Source organism: Limnoglobus roseus (genome assembly GCF_008254045.1).
In the GTDB taxonomy this organism is placed as follows: domain Bacteria; phylum Planctomycetota; class Planctomycetia; order Gemmatales; family Gemmataceae; genus Limnoglobus; species Limnoglobus roseus.
In genome coordinates this window covers 3,737,697-3,756,021 of sequence record NZ_CP042425.1, presented here as the reverse complement: position 1 = coordinate 3,756,021, position 18,325 = coordinate 3,737,697, and the positions used below count along the sequence as shown (strand labels likewise).

Annotated in this window: 9 protein-coding genes; 6 read left to right on the top strand and 3 right to left on the bottom strand. The window is 67.6% G+C overall.

Features of this window, described 5'->3' with window-relative positions; all coding sequences use genetic code 11:
- The first annotated feature begins 145 nt into the window (after positions 1 to 145).
- The 3 genes from PX52LOC_RS15670 to PX52LOC_RS15660 all read left to right on the top strand — a co-directional run bounded on the left by PX52LOC_RS15670 (position 146) and on the right by PX52LOC_RS15660 (position 5,799).
- Positions 146 to 1,876 (top strand): PQQ-binding-like beta-propeller repeat protein, encoded by a 1,731-nt coding sequence (locus tag PX52LOC_RS15670; RefSeq protein WP_149111002.1) that lies wholly within the window; start codon positions 146 to 148, stop codon positions 1,874 to 1,876.
- 297 nt (positions 1,877 to 2,173) lie between these two features.
- Positions 2,174 to 3,139 (top strand): cellulase family glycosylhydrolase, encoded by a 966-nt coding sequence (locus tag PX52LOC_RS15665; RefSeq protein ID WP_168219016.1) that lies wholly within the window; start codon positions 2,174 to 2,176, stop codon positions 3,137 to 3,139.
- 227 nt (positions 3,140 to 3,366) lie between these two features.
- Positions 3,367 to 5,799, top strand: a complete 2,433-nt coding sequence (locus PX52LOC_RS15660) for a type IA DNA topoisomerase (protein WP_149111000.1) — start codon at positions 3,367 to 3,369, stop codon at positions 5,797 to 5,799.
- Between the two features lie 131 nt (positions 5,800 to 5,930).
- On the opposite strand, the gene PX52LOC_RS15655 is transcribed toward PX52LOC_RS15660, so the two are convergent.
- The 3 genes from PX52LOC_RS15655 to PX52LOC_RS15645 all read right to left on the bottom strand — a co-directional run bounded on the left by PX52LOC_RS15655 (position 5,931) and on the right by PX52LOC_RS15645 (position 10,919).
- On the bottom strand, positions 5,931 to 7,589 hold the full coding sequence (locus PX52LOC_RS15655; protein WP_149110999.1) for an alkaline phosphatase D family protein: 1,659 nt from the start codon (positions 7,587 to 7,589) through the stop codon (positions 5,931 to 5,933).
- Positions 7,590 to 7,873: 284 nt separating this feature from the next.
- Complete coding sequence (locus PX52LOC_RS15650; RefSeq protein WP_149110998.1) at positions 7,874 to 9,421, bottom strand: ATP-binding response regulator; 1,548 nt, start codon at positions 9,419 to 9,421, stop codon at positions 7,874 to 7,876.
- The gene (locus tag PX52LOC_RS15645) at positions 9,414 to 10,919 is read right to left on the bottom strand and encodes an ATPase domain-containing protein (protein WP_149110997.1); all 1,506 of its coding nucleotides are present in this window, start codon (positions 10,917 to 10,919) and stop codon (positions 9,414 to 9,416) included. The genes PX52LOC_RS15650 and PX52LOC_RS15645 overlap by 8 nt, the downstream gene beginning before the upstream one ends.
- Positions 10,920 to 11,263: 344 nt before the next feature.
- On the opposite strand from PX52LOC_RS15645, the gene PX52LOC_RS15640 reads away from it, so the two are divergent.
- The 3 genes from PX52LOC_RS15640 (at position 11,264) to PX52LOC_RS15630 (ending at position 18,250) form a co-directional block, all read left to right on the top strand.
- Positions 11,264 to 11,716 carry a MarR family winged helix-turn-helix transcriptional regulator gene (locus PX52LOC_RS15640; RefSeq protein ID WP_246173735.1) on the top strand — a complete coding sequence of 151 codons (453 nt, stop codon included), beginning with the start codon at positions 11,264 to 11,266 and terminating at the stop codon, positions 11,714 to 11,716.
- Entirely contained in the window at positions 11,713 to 13,722 is a 2,010-nt protein-coding gene (locus PX52LOC_RS15635) for an alpha/beta hydrolase-fold protein (protein ID WP_149110995.1), read from the top strand. The genes PX52LOC_RS15640 and PX52LOC_RS15635 overlap by 4 nt, the downstream gene beginning before the upstream one ends.
- Positions 13,723 to 13,837: 115 nt before the next feature.
- A complete protein-coding gene (locus tag PX52LOC_RS15630; RefSeq protein ID WP_149110994.1) occupies positions 13,838 to 18,250 on the top strand; it encodes a PVC-type heme-binding CxxCH protein in 4,413 nt (1,470 codons plus the stop codon).
- Positions 18,251 to 18,325 lie beyond the last annotated feature (75 nt).

Genomic DNA, 18,325 nt, shown 5'->3' with positions numbered 1-18,325 from the left:
GGATTTTGGCGTGTGCCTCCGGACAGTGTTGGGCGTACGTCAGCCGGCCGGTCCTCCAACCCATCGGGCCGCACCCGTACCCTGGTCTCGTTTCCGAACCCGTGCGGTTCGGACGACGAGCCAGCCACTCGCAGGAGATCCGTTTATGAGTACGACCACCGACGATCGCTGGCCGGTTCGCGTCTGGTTCGGGTTACTGATTCTCGCCGCGATCGCCGCGGCCTGGACGATGACGTCGTGGCTCGCGCCACGGTCGCTGGCGAACATGATCGCCATCGTCGCGTCCCCGCTGCTTGGCGCGGTCGCGGTCGTCGGCTGGTGGGTGTTCGCCGCAGGCGTCCGCGGATCGTTCCGCTGGGCCGTTCCGGCACTGGTGCTCGTGCCGCTCGTGACGCTGGCGGTCACGGTCCACAAGGGTAACGAGTTGGTCGTCGCCATCTACGGTCTGATCGCGGCGCTCGTGGTGTGGATCGGCTGGCTCGCCGTGAGCGTACCGCTGCCCGTTGCGGTTCGGCGGGGCGGCTTGCTCGTCCTCCTCGCCGGGCTGTGGGTCGTCGTCGGAATGGTGAAGGTCAACGGCACCGACGCGGACGTCGTGCCGTACCTGCGATGGCGCTGGCAGCCGTCGGACGAAGACCTGTTCCTCGCCGAGAAGCCGGCCGCCTCGGTGCCGGCCAGTACCGCGAAGCCGGTGGAGGTCGGCCCGGGTGACTGGCCCGGGTTCCGCGGGGCCAAACGCGACGCGGTGGTGACCGGCGCGAAGCTCGACTCGGACTGGGCAACCCGGCCTCCCGAGTTGGTCTGGAAGAAGCGCGTCGGGCCGGGGTGGGGGTCGTTCGCCCTGGCCGGCGGGAGGCTGTTTACGCAGGAGCAACGTGGGCCGGACGAGGCCGTCGTCTGCTACGACGCGGCGACCGGGGCCGAGGTTTGGGAGTTCAAGACCCCCGGCCGGTTCGAGGAGACGATCTCCGGGGCCGGCCCCCGCGCGACGCCCACGGTCCACGGCACGAAGGTGTACGCCCAGGGGGCGAACGGGCGAGTGCACCGGCTCGATGCCGCGACCGGCAAACTCGACTGGACGGCCGACGTCGTCGCGGCCGGCGGAACGCTGCCGCAGTGGGGCTTCGCCGCGTCCCCGCTGGTGACCGACGGCCTGGTGATCGTGTACGCCGGGGGCGGGCCCGGCAAGGGCACCGTCGCGTTCCGGGCTGAGACCGGTGAGTTCACCTGGATCGCGGGGAACGCCAAGCACGGCTACGCCTCCGCCCACCCGGCGGACTTCGGCGGCGTGCCGCAAGCGCTGGTCGTGTCCGACTACGGCCTCGAAGCCTTCCGCCCGGCCGACGGTGTGAAGCTCTGGGAACACGTCTGGCCCGTCGGGGGTGGCGGGAACCGGTCGACGCAGCCGCTGGTCGTGTCGGACACGGACGTGGTGATCGGCACGGGCGTCGGCGGGGACCAAGGCGTGCGACGGCTCCGGGTGACGAAGGCGGGTGACGCCTGGGACGTCCAGACCGTGTGGAGCACGCGGGGGGCACGGCCGTACTTCAACGACGGCGTGGCCTTCGGGGGGCACTTCTACGGGTTCGACGACGGCCGGTTCTGTTGCGTCGACCTGGCGGACGGCCGGCAGTTGTGGAAGGACACCGGCTACGGTCACGGGCAGGTCGTCGCGCTGGCAGACCAGGGGCTGTTGCTGGTGCAGGCAGAGCGAGGGGCGGTGGCGCTGGTAGAGGCGAACCCGGCCGAGTTCAACGAACTGGCCAAGGTGCCGGCTCTGACCGGGAAAACCTGGAACCACCCCGTGCTGGCACACGGCTGCCTGTACCTCCGGAACGGCCAGGAGGCCGCGTGCTACCGCCTGCCCATGAAGTAACCCTCCACTGCCACGGCGAGTGGTAAAGTGGTAGATGAGGCGCGAACTGGGTGGACGGCCACGTCCGAAGGCAGAACAATGAAGCCCACCGTCCCAGGAATCGACCCGAGGATGTCCATGAATTTGCGATGCCCGTCCGACGTTCGTCGTCTCGTGGCCGTGCTGACGGTTGCGGTGATGACGTTCGGCCACGGCCCGGCCCGCGGTGGTGAATAGCCAACTCCCCGGGCAGCACCGCGGGTCAAACTGTCCGAAGACGGCAAGACGTTCGCTCTCGCCAAGACGGGCAAGCGGTTCGTGCCGTGGGGGTTCAACTACCTCGGGCGGTTCGAGCGCCTCGCCGAGGACGACTGGGACACGCCGGCCGGGTGGCGCAACATCGAGACCGACTTTGCAGAAATGCGGAAGCTCGGGGCGAACGTCGTCCGGTGGCACCTCCAGTTCGAGACGTTCATGGCCGCGGCGGACAAGCCGCGGGCCGACCAGCTCGCCCGTCTCAAAAAGCTCCTCGACCTGGCTGGGGAAACGGGCCTCTACCTCGACCTGACCGGCTTAAATTGTTTCCGCCTCAAGCGGATCCCCGAGTGGTACGACAAGCTCGCCGAGGCCGACCGCTGGGCGGCGCAAGCCCGGTTCTGGAGCGCGATCGCCGAGACGTGTGCCGGGCACCCGGCGGCCTTCTGCTACGACCTCGTGAACGAGCCGGTCATCAACGAGCCGGGACCGAAGGACCACCCGTGGGTCGGCGGGGAACTCGGCGGGTTCCACTTCGTCCAGCGGATCAGCAACAAACCGGCCGGCCGCGACACCAAGGACATCGCCGAGGCGTGGGTGAAAACCCTCGTCGCGGCGATCCGCACGCACGACAAGGATACGCTCATCACCGTGGGCGTGATCCCGTGGGCCATGGTCTGGCCGAATGCGAAGCCGCTGTTCTACTCGCCGCAGGTTGCCCGCCACCTCGACTTCGTGAGCGTCCACTTCTACCCCTCGGCGGGCAAGGTGGACAAGGCTCAGGCGGCCCTCGCCGTCTACGACATCGGCAAGCCGCTCGTCGTCGAGGAGACGTTCCCGCTGAGTTGCTCGGTCGCGGAACTCGACCAGTTCATTGACGGCGCGGCGGACCGGGCCGACGGGTGGATCAGCCATTACTTCGGGGCCACGCCGGCGGAACACCGGGCGGGAGCGAAGCCGAACGGCCCCCTCGTCGCCGATTTTCTCGAGTACTGGAAAAAGAAGGGAGAGAAGGTCTCCGACCGCTGACGCAACATAAGATTGGTTGACGGCGAGAAGAGGGGCGAGCACTCTCCCGCGATCACGATCGCATATCGATCCGAATCTGTGCCGCGTTCCCGCCGTGGACCCGGCCACGCTGGGACGAGCGTGCTCCCGGCCGACACGCCACACGGGGCGAAGAGCCCGAGGGGTGCGGAGACGTTCGTCGAAGAACGCCGGGTTTTTGCCCGGTGGTTGATCCCGGTCGAGGTGCCATGAAAGTCGTCGTCGCCGAGAAGCCGTCCGTCGCCCGCGAGATCGCCGCCGTCCTCGGCGCGACGGCCCGACACGAAGGATACCTCGAAGGCGCGGGGCACCAGGTCACTTGGGCGTTGGGGCACCTCGTCACCCTCAAAGAGCCGCAGGACTACGACCCGGCCCTCAAGCGGTGGTCCCTCGCCACGCTCCCGTTCGTGCCGGACCGGTTCGGGCTCAAGCTCATCGACGAGAAGCGGGCCGGCCAGCAGTTCGCAGTCGTCAAGCGCCTCCTCCGGGCCGCCGACGAAGTCATCGCGGCCACCGACGCAGGCCGCGAGGGCGAGCTCATCTTCCGTTACATCCAGGAGTTGGCCGGGGCGACCGGCAAGCCGGCGCGGCGGCTGTGGCTCAACTCGCTGACCGAAGCGGCCATCCGGGACGCGCTTCGCCGCCTGCGACCGCTGGCCGACTACGACCCGCTCTACGCCGCCGCCCGGTGCCGCAGCCAGGCCGATTGGGTCGTCGGCCTGAACGCCACCCGTTTCTATACCGTCCGCCACCGCGACGCCGGCGGCCTCCTGTGGAGCGTCGGCCGGGTGCAGACGCCGGTGCTCGCCCTGGTCGTGCGGCGGGACGACGAAATCCGCGGGTTCAAGCCCGAACCGTTCTGGGAACTCCTGACCGTCTACCGGGCGGTCACGTTCAAGTTTACCGGCGAGCGGTTCACCAAGGAGGCCGACGCCCTGGCCGCCCTCGACCGGGTGCGGGACCAACCATTCGTCGTGAAAGGCGTCGAACGCAAGGGCGAACGGGACCTACCACCCCAACTTTTCGACCTGACCGAACTCCAACGGGAACTGAACCGCCGCCGCGGGCTGTCGGCCGACGCTACCCTGTCGGCTGCGCAATCGCTGTACGAGGCCAAACTGATCACCTACCCGCGGACCGACTCGCGGTACCTGACGGCCGACCTGAAGGGGCAGGTTCCCGGCGTCCTCGAATCGCTCCGTCCGCTCCAGCCGGAGGCGGTCGGTCGGCTCGATCTGGCCAAGCTCGCGTTCACCGCCCGCATCGTCGACGACGCGAAGGTGCGGGACCACCACGCGATCATCCCGACCGGGAAGGTGCCGGGCGATCTGCCGCCGCCGCAACGGGCGGTGTTCGACGCGGTTCTCCTGCGGCTCATCGCCTGCTTCTACCCGGCCTGCGTCAAGGACGTGACGACCGTCACTGGAGAGGCGAACGCGGTTCCATTCCGTGCCCGGGGCGTCCGCGTTGTGGACCCGGGCTGGACGATCCTGTACCCGGCCCGCGCGGACGACAAGAAGCCGGACGAGCAAGTGCTACCCGAGTTCCGTCCCGGCGAAACCGGCCCGCACGAGCCGAGCGTGAAGAAGGGCGAGACGACGCCCCCGAAGCCGTACACCGAGGCTACCCTGCTCGGGGCGATGGAGACGGCCGGCAAACTGGTCGACGACGAGGAACTGAAGGAGGCACTGAAGGAGAAGGGCCTCGGCACCCCGGCGACGCGGGCGGCGACCATCGAGACGCTCCTCACCCGCGGGTACATCATTCGAGAGGGGAAGACGGTCGTCTCCACGGACGCGGGCCGCTATCTGGTCGCCCTGATTCGAGACCGGGGGCTGAAGAGTCCGGAACTGACCGGCGAGTGGGAAGCCCGGCTACGGGAGATCGAACGCGATCGGCTAGACCCGGCCCGGTTCATGGCGGACATCGTCGGGTACACCCGCGGCATCGTGGGCGGCACCGACGCGGTTGATGAGTCCCGGCTCGGCGACTGCCCGCGGTGCGGCCGGCACGTCATCGAGGGGAATCGCGGGTTCGGCTGCTCGGGGTGGAAGGACGGGTGTGGGTTCGTGCTCTGGAAGGAGTACAAGGGCGGGCGGTTCGACGCCGGCCATGCCCGCGAATTGCTCCAGCGGCGGGTGCTGTTCCGCCCGCCGCCGTTCGAGGGCTCGGAGGGGGTGATCCTGACCTTGTCGGACGCCGGCGCGGTGCTGGAGGTTCGCACGCCACAGGCGGCCCCCCCACGCACGCCTCCGGCCGCGGAGGCGAAACCGCCGCGGGCCCGCCGGCAGCCCAAGTCCACCGCCACCGGAGTCGAACCGGCGGCCCCAGAGGCAAAGGCACCCCGCCGCAAATCACCCAAGGCCAAGCCGGCGGACGGCACGCTCGGTCCGTGTCCCCTCTGCGGGGCGACGGTCGTTGAGCAGGACCGATCCTACGGGTGCGGCGGCTGGCGAAATGGCTGCAAGTTCGCGATTTGGAAGACGATCGCCGGCAAAAAAGTGAGCACGCGGACGGCGCAGGCGTTGTTAAAGCGGGGTGTCAGTCCGCTACTCAAGGGCTTCAAGTCGAAGTCGGGCAAGCCGTTTGACGCGCGGCTGAAACTGGAGGCCGGGGCGGTCCGCTTCGAGTTCGAATCGTGAGGTCGGACATCTTGATGCGGCTGACGGACTCCCGCCAAGATGGTGAATAGCGTTATCACGAGCGATGGCAAGCGGTGAGTCGTAATGCAACGCCAGGACAGTGCCGAATGACCACACTGTTCAAGTACAAGCTACTTCGCCACCTGTAATTCGAACCGCCCGATTCTCGTCCCGTCGTGGATCCGGTCGCCGAACACGTTGCGGAACTCCACCGTCAACGTCTGCGTTACGGCATCGATCCGCACCGTGCCGAAGGTTTGCATGCCGTCGCTCGGCGGCAGTGGCAACTTGAAGCCTTCCGGCACCGTCCGTCCGGTCGGCAGGAGAAGGCCGGCCCGCGGGGCGTACTCGAACCGGACCTCCGGGCCAAACGTGGCGTCCAGCTTGTTCGGGCCGAACGTCCCGGCGTGCATCGGACCGGCGACGAATTCCCAGAACGGTTCGAAGGGACTTTTGAAGCCGGCGCGCTCGGGACTGTAGTGCAGGGCGGCCGCATAGTGGACGTCCGCCGTCAGCCAGACGACGTTGCGAACGCCCCCCTGTTTTAGATCCGTGAAGAGGTCGGCGAATTCCAACTCGCGACCGCGCGGCGAGCCGGGGTCGGCGTTGGCGATTGCCTCGAAGTGCGGCTTGCCGTCCACCGCGTCATCGACGATGAGGCCGATCGGCATGTCGCTGGCGATGATCTTCCAGGTCGCCTTGCTCTCGCGCAAACCTTGTTTCAGCCAGGCGAGTTGTTCGCCTCCGAGGAACGGCGTCTCGCGGCCGGGCCGGTCCTGGGTGTTCGCCGAATTGGGGCCGCGGTAGCTCCGCTGGTCGAGTACGAACAGTTCGGCCGACGTCCCGAGCTGAAAGGACCGGTAAATCCGCCCGCGGTCGGCCTCTTGCGGTTTGATCGGCAGGTACTCAAAGAACGCCTGTCGGGCGCGGTCGGCGAGTGCGCGGCCGTCCCGCACGCCGGGCAGATTTACGGCATCCTTCCGACCGGCGATGGCCTGATCCGGGTACCAGTTGTTGGCGACCTCGTGGTCGTCCCATTGGACAATCGTCGGCACCTCGGCGTTGAACCGCCGCACGTGTTCGTCGAGCAGGTTGTACCGGTAGTTGCCGCGGAAATCCTCGAGTGTCACCGCCTGATGGCTCTTGGCCGGCGTGGTCACGTTCCGCCAGATCGTGCCGTCGGCGAGCTTGAGGGATTCGGGGATGGGGTTGTCGGCGTAGATGTTGTCGCCGCTGTGGAGGAAGAACTGCGGCTCGAGTCGGCGGATGGCGTCGTATATCCGCATGCCGCCCCACTCGGGGTTGATGCCGAACCCCTGCCCCGCCGTGTCGCCAGACCAGGCGAAGAAGACGTCCGCCGGCTTGTCGGGCGCGGGCGCGGTGCGGAATCGTCCGGAAACCGGCGGACTCACGCGGCCGTTGTCGTCGAACCAGACGCGGTAGTAAATCGTGTGCCCGGGTGGCAGGCCGGCAAGGAGCGCCTTCGCCGTGAAGTCGGCCTCCGGGGTGGCGGCGACCGGTTCCGCCCGCCGCGGCTGGCGGAAGTCCGCCGTCGTGGCGTACTCGACGACCATCTTCGCCGACCCATCGGTCCGGCTCCAGACGACGGCCGTATCGTGTGTCACGTCGCCACTGGCCACCCCACACGGGGTGCCGGGCGGTTCTGATGCGACCGCGGAGTTCGGCTTTTGGGTGGGCTCGGCGGCGGTGCCGCTGCCGCACGAAAGGGCCGCCGCAGCAGACACCGTCCGCGTGACAAAGCTGCGTCGGTCGACGGACGGTTCGCCCATAGAGTGCGTTCCTTCGTGGCACGTGAGACGGATCATCTTGCGGTGCCGGCCGGATGTGAGCCAGTGAAAATTCGGTGTAGGGCTATTTTCAGATCACGTCGCCCGGCGGAGACACGGCCTGGATTCAGAGTTGAGGTGGCAAGTTGGCCAGTTCACAATCCCTTCTGCCGGTCCATGCCACTGAACTGGGGCGCGTGGCTGTTAACCCGCGGGCCTGTTAAGCACATCAGTTACCGTTGTTAACCTCGGTACACGAGTGAGACGTGTCCGTTCAACATCGGTTGTCAACGGCTGCCGTTGCGGATGATAGCGGCCAGCGCGGAGAGGTCCGCGGGCTTGGTCAGGTGGTGGTCGAATCCGGCGGCGTGGGACCGCCGTCGGTCCTCCTCCTGCCCGTAGCCGGTTAGGGCCACCAGCGTGACGTCCCGGCCGAACGCCTGCGCCCGCAGGCGGCCCGCCAACTCGTACCCGCTCATCCCCGGCAGCCCGAGATCGAGCACCGCCACTTCGGGCCTCAGGCGGGCAGCCGCTTCTATCGCCTGGTGGCCCGTCCGGGCGACTTCCACCTGGTGCCCGGTCATCTCCAACAGGGTGGCAAGGCTGTCCCCGGCGTCCGGGTTATCGTCCACAATCAACACGCGACGAGGCGTCACGCCCGCGACGGCCGCCGGCTCCGCCTTGCCGCCCTCCTCGACCCGCACGAGTTTGGGCAGCCGAACGGTGAACTCGCTCCCCTTTCCCGGCCCCTCGCTCGCGGCCGACACCGTGCCCCCGTGCAACTCGACCAAACTTTTAACCAGCGTTAGCCCGATACCCAATCCCCCGTCGGCACGGTCGAGGGTCCGCCCGACTTGGGTGAACAAGTCGAATACCCGCGGGAGCATGTCCGCCGGGATGCCCAGGCCGGTGTCCCGCACGCGGACGATCGCCACACCGTCTTCTTCCAAGATGAGGTCGATGTGGCCCCCCTCGTCGCTGTACTTGGCCGCGTTGGTGAGCAAGTTGCCGACCACCTGCGTCAGCCGGGTCGGGTCGGCCGACACCATCACCGGGCGACCGGGCTGGGTGATGGTCAGGCGGTGGCGGCGGGCGTCGATCAGGGGGCGGGCCGTCTCGGCAGCGCGACGGAGGACGGCGTTCAGGTCTACCGCCTCGAGCCGCAACTCGACCTTCCCGCGGGTAATCCGGGACACGTCGAGTAGGTCGTCCACTAGGCGGCTCAGGTGGTCCACCTGGCGGGACATCATCCCGTGCGTCCGCCGAAGCACTGCCCGGTCACCGTCCGCCATGTGCAGAATCGCTAGCCCGTTGCGGATGGGCGCGAGCGGGTTGCGGAGTTCGTGCGCCAACATAGCAAGGAACTCGTCCTTCCGCCGGTCGGCGTCCCGCAGTTCCTCCGCCTGCCGCGCCTGACCGGCGATGTAGTCTCGGACCTGGTACTGCCGGCGGCGGTCCCGCAGCGCCGCCCGCACGGCGTTGAGGAACTCACCCGCCTGCAGCGGCCGCTTGAGCAGGGTCACGTCGCCGAGATCGAGCAGCACCTTGACCCGGGCCGCGGGCGTCGGCCCGGCGGCGGTGAGTACGAGCACCGGCAGGTCCGACCACGGCGGCTGGTCGCGGATCGCGGCCTTGAGCAACTCGGCTCCGGTACCGACCGCGGCCTCCTCGGGGAGGACCACCGCCCCGACCCCGGCCGGGATCTTGCGGCACAGCGCATCGACGGACGCGCAGGCCTGGCAAACCAGCCCGGCCGCGGCCATGAGGGCGATCCCGGCCGTCGCGTCTTTTTTGGTTGGGGCGAGGAACAGCACTCGGTCGTCAGTATCAGACATTCCCCGGCCCCATCAGCGTTCCAGACTCGCCGTCGTACGTCGGGGTCCCGGTTAACACCCCGCGGAACTCCTTGAGCGGTGCCCCCACCCGGATGCCCCCGTCCAGCTTCAGCTCGCGGATCGTCCGCTCATGCCGCCCGCTCCGCTTCTTGACGACCGACACGGCCTGCCGGACCTCGCCCGCCGCCTCGAAGTACCGGAACAGGACGACCGTGTCGGCCAAGTACGTGGTGTCCACCGGCGTCTGCATGGCACCGATCATGCCGTGCTGGGCCATGACCAGGAACGTCACTACCCCCTTGTGCCCGAGGTAGGTAAGAAGCTCGTGCATCTGGACGGTGAGGAATTCGTCTTCGGGCATCGCGTGCAAGTACCCGTTCAGGCTGTCGATCACCACGACCTTGGCGGGCGCGTGCCCGTCCGACCCGTCAACGGCCCGGCGGACGGTGGCGGCGAACTCGCCGGGGGACATCTCGGCCGGGTCCACTTGTTGCAGCGTAAGGGTCTTGTCCCGGATCTGGGGCAGCAGGTCCATGCCCAGCCCGGCCGCCCGGCGGAGCAACACTTCGCTCCTCTCGTCGAAGGCGAACAGTGCGGCCCGATCTCCCCGGGCAGCGGCCGCGCGAGCGTAATTGATGGCGACCGACGATTTGCCGCACCCGGCCGGGCCGACCAGCAGGGCGCTGGTGCCGAAGTCGAACCCGCCGCCCAGCAGACGGTCGAACTCGGGCACGTCCCCGGTGAGCAACTTCTGCTCCCGGTCCTCGGCGTGCTCGGCAGCGACCAGCCGAGGGAACACGTCAAGCCCGCCGGTGACGATGTTGAAGTCGTGATGTCCGCCCCGGAACTTTTGGCCACGGAGTTTAACCACCCGGAGGCGGCGGCGCTCGGCCCCGTACTGGGGGGACAGGTGATCGAGACTGATGACGCCGTGAGCGATGCTGTGGAGTTGCAGGTCGCCGGCCGACGCCGTGTTGTCGTCGAGCAGCATGACAGTACAGGACCGGCCGGTGAAAAACTGCTTCAACGCGAGAACTTGCCGGCGGTACCGGAGCGAACTCTGGGCGAGGAGGCGGAGTTCGGAGAGGGAGTCGAGGACAACCCGCCGCGGTTTGACCCGCTCGACCTCGGAGAGGACGGCCTTGGTCGTCTGGCCCAGCTCGAGGTCGGCCGGCTGGAACATGGTGTGTTGGTTGTCCGGCTCAAGTTCGGCCTCGGACGCGATGATCTCGACGATCTCGATTCCGGTGAGGGACCAGCCGTGCGACTTCGCGACCGCGGCGAGTTCGGCCTTGGTTTCGGACAGGGTGACGTACAGGCAGGATTCGTTCCGCCGAACGCCCTCGAGCAGGTACTGGAGTGCTAGGGTCGTCTTGCCAGACCCCGGGTTGCCCTCGATGAGGTACAAGCGGTTCGGGGTGAGGCCGCCGCCCAAGATGTTGTCGAGCCCGGCGATGCCGGTGGCGGAAAGGGGTGGGGAATCGGGCGAATCGTCCATGGGGCCGGGATGTAGGAATTTAGCGTTGGTTCCGGCCCGGATAACCTCCCCGGCACCACGCTTGAATAGTAAAACCGGTTTGGCTTTCAGAGATGCCATTCCAGATAGACTGAGAGTCGCAAATGGCGCGCCAAAGAGACGCTTCGTCCCTTTGAGTCCGTGCATCACAGATTCGCCGCCGATCGGGAAGAAATCCGTACCAGCAGTTGTCGATCACGGTACGCCAATGATCTCACCCATTTTTCACTTGCTCGCACATCCGCGGCTATGTACCCTGTGGACACAATGAGTGTATACGCACGATTAGGCTCTTGCGGCCCATGACGAGTGGAAGTGACATTGCGATGGCCCTCAGGGCCGCCTACTTGGCCCTGCACCGCCGGTCGGACGCGGCGTTCGCGGCCCGCGGCGTCACCGCCGACCAGTTCGTCCTCCTCGCGACCCTCGCCCGCGGGCACGCCCTCACCCAGCGGGAACTCGCCCGCCGCATGTCGTCCGACCCCAGTACCGTGCGGGCCATGCTCGTTCTGATGGAACGGCAGGGATTGGTCGAACGCGACGTCCACCCAACCGACGCCCGCGCCCGGACGGTCGCCCTCACGCCGAAGGGGAAGCGCGCGTTTCGACAGTTGTGGGCAGCCGGCGAACCGATCCGCCAGCAAATGATCGCCGTGCTCGACCCCGACGAGGCGGATACGCTCGCACGCCTGCTGACGCGGGTCACCGCGGGACTTAGCCCAGAGTCCGTACCGGCCGACAGCCTCGACCTCTCCCATCCTCCCGAGGACAATCAATGAACGTCCGGATCGCGCCACTCATCGCATGGGCCGTACTCGCCGGCACGCCCGCGTCAGCACCGGCACAGTCGGCCGACGGAAAGCCCGAAAAGTTCCCCGCCCCGCCGGGGGGCTTCGACAAGAAACGGGACGGCTTCCCACACGGGAAGCTGGAGACGGTCGAATACGACTCGACGACGGTGGGAGCGAAACGCAAGACGCGCGTTTACACGCCGCCGGGGTACGACAAGGGGACGAAGTACCCGGTCCTGTACCTGCTCCACGGCATCGGCGGGGACGAGAACGAGTGGGCGCGGAACGGCGCGCCCGACGCAATCCTCGACAACCTGTACGCCGACAAGAAGGCGGTGCCGATGATCGTCGTCCTGCCCAACGGCCGGGCGGCGACGGACGTGACCGCGAAAGACCCCATTCCGAAACAAGGGCCGGCGTTCGCCGCGTTCGAGAAGGACCTGCTCACCGACCTCATCCCGTTCGTCGAGAAGTCTTACGCGGTGAAGACGGACCGCGAGTCGCGGGCGCTGGCCGGACTGTCGATGGGCGGCGGGCAGTCGCTCAACTTCGGCCTCGGCAACCTCGACACGTTCGCCTGGGTCGGCGGGTTCTCGTCGGCCCCGAACACGAAGAAGCCGGACGATCTGATCAAGGACCACGCGGCGGCGGCCAAGAAATTGAAACTGCTCTACGTGGCGTGCGGCGACAAGGACGGGTTGATGCGGATCAGCGAGGGCGTTCACAAGATGCTCGACGAGAAGAAGGTGCCGCACGAATATCGAGTCATCCCTGGCGGCGCGCACGACTTCAAGGTGTGGAAGAGCGACCTGTACCACTTCGCGCAACTGATCTTCCGCGAGCCGCAGAAGGCGGTCCCGCAGCCGGAGCGAAAGGAGTCGGGTCAGACCACGGAGGAATCGAAGCCCGCGCCCACCAACATCGGCACCGCCGCCTTCCCGCGCATTCACCCCGATCTGCGGCTGACGTTCCGGTTGAAGGCCCCGGACGCCAAGAGGGTGCAGGTGGTGGGCAACTTCGGGCTGGGCAAGGGCGGCCCGTGGGAGATGGCCCGCGGCGACGACGGCGTGTGGACGGTGACGACCCCGCCGGTGATTGCGGGCTTCCACTACTACTCGCTCTCCGTGGACGGGGTGCAAGTCAACGACCCGGCGAGCGACACCTTCTTCGGCACCGGCAAGCCGACGAGCGGGATCGACGTCCCGGAGAAGGGCGTCGACTTCTACCACGCCCACGACGTGCCGCACGGCGAGATTCGCTCACGGTGGTACAAGTCGGCGACGACCGGGCAGACGCGGCACGCCATGGTGTACACGCCGCCGGGGTACGATGGCGACCGCGAGAAGCGGTACCCGGTCCTGTACCTGCAACACGGCGGCGGTGAGGACGAAACCGGCTGGGGCAAGCAAGGGCATGTGAACTTCATCCTGGACAACCTGATCGCGGGCGGTAAGGCCGTGCCGATGATCGTGGTGATGGAGAAGGGCTACGCCACTCGCGCGGGAACCGTCGCTCAACCTGGCGGGCCGGGCCGCGGCGACGGCGGGGCGTTCGAGGACGTGGTGATGAAAGACCTGATCCCGCTGGTCGACGCGACCTATCGCACGAACCCGACGCGGAACCAGCGTGCCATCGCGGGACTGTCGATGGGGGCCGGGCAGGCGATGCAGATCGGCATGGCCCACCTGGACACGTTCTCGGCCGTCGGCGCGTTCAGCGGCCTACGGCCCTTCGACTCCAAGACGGCCTACGGCGGCGTGTTCGCCGACTGCGGGGCGTTCGACCAGAAGGTCGGCCTGTTGTACCTCCACTCCGGCACCGTCGGCCTGGACGAGGGCATTCACAAGACCGCCAAGGACTTGGCCGACACGCTCCAGAAGGGCGGGGCGAAGAACGTCGTCTTCCGGGACGCCCCGGGGCTGTCGCACGAGTGGCAGACGTGGCGGTACGCCTTCCACGATTTCGCCCCGCGGTTGTTCCAGCCGAAGAAGTGAACGGTTGACACGTCAAGCCGACCGGGCGTGGCGGTCGGCTTGACGCCCACATAATGTAACATCCATCCCCTTGTGCTCTCCCCTCATGTGGCCGTTCGGCCCAGGAGCTTGACCGATGTTTCGCGTTCTGTTGTCCGGCCTCGCCCTGCTGTTGGTCGCCGCCGGCGGCACCGCGGCCGACCCGCCGAAACTCTCCCTGCTGTTCCTCGGCGGCACCGCCGGGCACGCCCCGGCCCCGCGGTTCAAGCAACTCGAACCCGTCCTGGCGAAGCGCAACATCGCCCTGACGTACACCGACAAGCTGGACGACCTGAACCTGGAGAACCTGAACAAGTACGACGGCCTGGTCATCTACGCCAACCACCCGAAAGGGAAGCCGGAACACGTCAAGGCGATCCTCGACTACACCGCGAGCGGCAAGGGGTTCATCCCGCTCCACTGCGCCAGCTTCTGCTTCACCGACGACAAGGATTACGTTGCCCTCGTCGGCGCGCAGTTCCGCAGCCACACCACCGGCACGTTCCGCGTGACGGACGTGAAGCCGGACCACCCGATCATGAAGGGCTTCGGCGGGTTCGAGAGCTGGGACGAAACCTACGTCCACGCGAAGCACAACGAGAAGGACCGCGTCGTTCTCGAAACGCGGGCGGAGAAAGATCTGCAAGAGCCGTGGACGTGGGTGCGGACGCACGGCAAGGGCCGCGTGTTCTACACCGCCTGGGGACACGACCAGCGCACCTGGAGCCACCCCGGCTTCCAGAACCTCGTCGAACGCGGCATTCGGTGGGCGTGCAACCAAGACCCGGCCCTGGCCGGCGACTACGCAGACAAATCCACGGGCAAGCCGGCCGCCGCGCCGGTGACGGTCGCAGGCGGCCCGCCGAAGATGACGCCGATCACCGGCAAGGCGAGCGACTTCGAGTACGTCCCGGCGAAGGTGCCGTTCTACCCGCCGACGCGGGGGGCAAAGGCCGACCCGATCACGACGATGCAGAAGCCGCTGACGCCTGAGAAGTCGATGACCCACTACACGATGCCGGAGGGCTTCGACATGAAGCTGTTCGCGTCGGAGGAGCAGTTCGGCGGCGGCAAGCCGATCTGCATGACATGGGACGTGCAGGGCCGGCTGTGGGTGGCCCTGTCTCTGGACTACCCGCACGAACTGAAGCGGACCGGGCCGGGGCGGGACAAGATCATCGTACTGGAAGACACCGACGGCGACGGCAAGACTGACAAGGTGACGACCTTCGCCGAGGGGTTGAGCATCCCGACGAGCATGCTCGTGGCCCGCGGCGGGCTGATCGTCCACGCCGCCCCGAACACGCTGTTCCTGAAGGACACCGACGGCGACGGCAAGGCCGACGTGCGGCAGGTGCTATTCAGCGGCTGGGGCACCGGCGACACGCACGCCGGGCCGAGCAACCTGCGGTACGGCTTCGACAACTGGGTCTACGGCATGGTCGGGTACAGCGGCTTCAACGGCACCGTGGCCGGTGAGCGAATGACCTTCCGCCAGGGGCTTTACCGCTTCCAGGTGACGGAACCGAAGGCGGGCGAGTTGAAGGTCGAGAAACTGGAGTTTCTCCGCAGCACGAGCAACAACAGTTGGGGCGTCGCCTTCAACGAGGACGGCGACCTGTTCGGCAGCACGGCCAACGGCTGCGTGCTGGTGCACATGCCGATCGCCAACCGCTACTACGAGAAGGTTCGCGGCCTGACCGCAGGCGTGCTGCGGCAGATCGTGCCGGACAACAAGTTCCGGGCCGTCACCGACAAGGTGCGGCAGGTGGACTGGCACGGCGGGTTCACGGCCGCCGCCGGGTGCGCGGTCTACACGGCCCGCAACTACCCGCCGGAGTACTGGAACAAGACCGCCTTCGTGAGCGACCCGACCGGCCACCTGACGGCCACGTTCCCGCTCACCCGTAGCGGCACCGACTTCACCGCCAAGTACGGCTGGAACCTCGTGGCCGCCGACGACGAGTGGGCCGCCCCCATCGACGCCCAGGTCGGCCCTGACGGCAACGTGTGGGTGCTGGACTGGTACAACTTCATCGTTCAGCACAACCCCACGCCGGCCGGGTTTAAGACCGGCGGCGGCGGGGCCTACGAGACGGAACTGCGGGACAAGAAGTACGGCCGCGTGTACCGGCTGGTCTACACGAAGGCGACCGCCGGCAAGGCGCCGAACCTGAAGGACGCGACGACAGACGACCTCGTCGCCGCCCTGAAGGGTGACAACATGTTCTGGCGGATGAACGCCCAACGGTTGCTGGTGGAGCAGCACGACGCGGCGGCGGTCGAGAAGCTGACGGCCCTCGTGAAGGACGCCGCCACGCCGGAGTACGCCGTGGTCCACGCGGTGTGGGCGCTGTCGGCCCTGGCCCCGGCAGACGCTACCCGCGCGGCAGCGGGGTCGGTCGGCCACCCGTCGGCCGTCGTTCGCAAGAACGCGATCCAAGCTCTCGTGAAGGGCTGGGGCAAGGACGCGGACACTCTCTTCGGCGACAAGGCGTTCATCGACGCCGACGCCGGCGTTCGGCTGGCGGCGGTCCTCGCGCTGACCGACCTGCCGAAGTCCACCCAACTGCCGACGAAGTTGGCTGCCGACCTCGCCCGGCCGAACTACCTCGACGACCGCAACTTCGCCGACGCGGTGACGATCGCCGGTGGCTCCCACCCGGCCCCGTTCCTGGTCGGCTGCGCGAAACTGCCGGCTCAGTCCACCCTCTCGTCCACCGTGTTGAGCGTCATCCAGCGGGTGGCCCGGGCGTTCGCAGCCGAGGCTAAATCCGCGGCAAGCGACAACCAAACCGCGGCCCCGACGCACCCGGTCGAAACGCTCCTGAAGGCGATGGGCGAGAACCCGACCGTGGACGCGGCGATCATCGACGGGCTGGCCCAGGGGTGGCCGGCCGGGAAGACGTTCACGCTCTCGCCGGAAGGGGAAAAACTGTTCGCCGGGATGCTGGCGAAGGCCACGCCGACGGCCCGGGGCAAGATGATGAAACTGGCCGCCACCTGGGGCGTGAAGGGCATCGACGCCCAACTCGCCGAGTTGGCGAAGGGCTTGCTCGTCACCGTCGCCGACGCGAAGGCGGCCGACGCAACCCGCCTCGACGCCGCCCGGCAAGCGATGGAGTACCTGCCGACGGACGAAGCCGCCGCCAACACGCTCGTCGCCGCCCTGACGGAGAAGGCGTCGCCGGAGTTCGCCAACGGCGTGTTGGATGCCCTCGCGGCGAGCAAGGCGAAGACGACCGGCACGGCCCTGGTCGCGAAGCTCGGCACCCTCCCGACCGCCGCACGGCCGGCGGCACTGCGGCTGATCCTCGGCCGGGCCGACAACGCGAAGGCGTTCCTCGACGCCGTCGAAAAGGGACAAGTGCGGTTCGACCTACTCGACCTGGACCAGAAGACGGCCCTCGCCGCCCACCCGGACGCGGATGTGGCCAAGCGGGCGAAGGCGCTGCTCGCGGCCGGCGGCGGGTTGCCCGACCCGGACCGGCAGAAGGTGATCGAACAGTTCAAGGGCATCCTGAAGTTGACCGGCGACGCCGGCCTGGGCAAGAAGGCGTTCACGCAGCACTGTGCCAAGTGCCACAAGCACAGCGGCGAGGGGGCCCAAATCGGCCCGGACCTGACCGGCTTCGCCGTCCATCCGAAGGAGGAAATCCTCATCGCCGTCCTCGACCCGTCCCGCAGCGTGGAGGGGAACTACAAGGCGTACACCGCGTCGCTGATCGACGGCCGCACGATCCAGGGCCTGCTCGCGGCCGAGTCGAAGACGACGGTGGAACTGCTCGACGCCGAGAACAAGCGGCACGCCATCGCCCGCGACGACCTGGAGAAGCTGACCGAGTCGAAGAAGTCGCTCATGCCGGAAGGCTTCGAGAAGACGCTGACGAAGGACGAACTCACGAACCTGCTGGAGTTCCTCACGCAGAAGGGCAAGTACCTGCCCATCCCGCTCGACAAGGTGGCGACGGTCGTGACGACGAAGGGAATGTTCTTCGAGCCGACGGGCCAGGCCGAGCGGCTGGTGTTCCGCGACTGGAAGCCGAAGGTGTTCGAGGGCATCCCGTTCACCCTCGTGGACCCCGACGGGGACAAGACCAAGAACGCGGTGATGCTCAACGGCCCGAACGGCAACGTCCCGCCGACGATGCCGAAGAGCGTGACGCTGCCGTGCAACACCCCTGCGAAGGCGATCCACTTCCTCAGCGGCATCGGCGGGTGGTGCTTCCCGGCGAGCGAGAAGGGGACGGTGAGCCTGATCGTGCGGTTGCAGTACGCCGACGGAACGACGGAGGACCACGAACTGAAGAACGGCGTCCACTTCGCCGACTACATCCGCCGGGTGGACGTGCCGGAATCGAAGTTCGCGTTCGCCTTGCGTCAGCAGCAGGTTCGCTACCTGGCCGTCACGCCGAAGCGGACCGACGCGGCGATCAAGCAGATCGAGTTGGTGAAGGGGAAGGACGCGACCGCCCCGGTCGTCATGGCCGTGACCGTCGAGACGCCGTAACGGCCCGCGGCAGTTTCAACAGGACCGCGGCCGGGGTTCCCGCAGGTAACCCCGGCCGCGGTCCTGTCTTCAAAC

Bases quoted from the DNA above. Each gene is read 5' to 3' on its own strand.
- PX52LOC_RS15635 (WP_149110995.1), top strand. From the start codon at position 11,713: ATGAACGTCCGGATCGCGCCACTCATCGCATGGGCCGTACTCGCCGGC.
- PX52LOC_RS15645 (WP_149110997.1), bottom strand. From the start codon at position 10,919: ATGGACGATTCGCCCGATTCCCCACCCCTTTCCGCCACCGGCATCGCC.
- PX52LOC_RS15660 (WP_149111000.1), top strand. From the start codon at position 3,367: ATGAAAGTCGTCGTCGCCGAGAAGCCGTCCGTCGCCCGCGAGATCGCC.
- PX52LOC_RS15630 (WP_149110994.1), top strand. From the start codon at position 13,838: ATGTTTCGCGTTCTGTTGTCCGGCCTCGCCCTGCTGTTGGTCGCCGCC.
- PX52LOC_RS15640 (WP_246173735.1), top strand. From the start codon at position 11,264: ATGGCCCTCAGGGCCGCCTACTTGGCCCTGCACCGCCGGTCGGACGCG.
- PX52LOC_RS15650 (WP_149110998.1), bottom strand. From the start codon at position 9,421: ATGTCTGATACTGACGACCGAGTGCTGTTCCTCGCCCCAACCAAAAAA.
- PX52LOC_RS15655 (WP_149110999.1), bottom strand. From the start codon at position 7,589: ATGGGCGAACCGTCCGTCGACCGACGCAGCTTTGTCACGCGGACGGTG.
- PX52LOC_RS15670 (WP_149111002.1), top strand. From the start codon at position 146: ATGAGTACGACCACCGACGATCGCTGGCCGGTTCGCGTCTGGTTCGGG.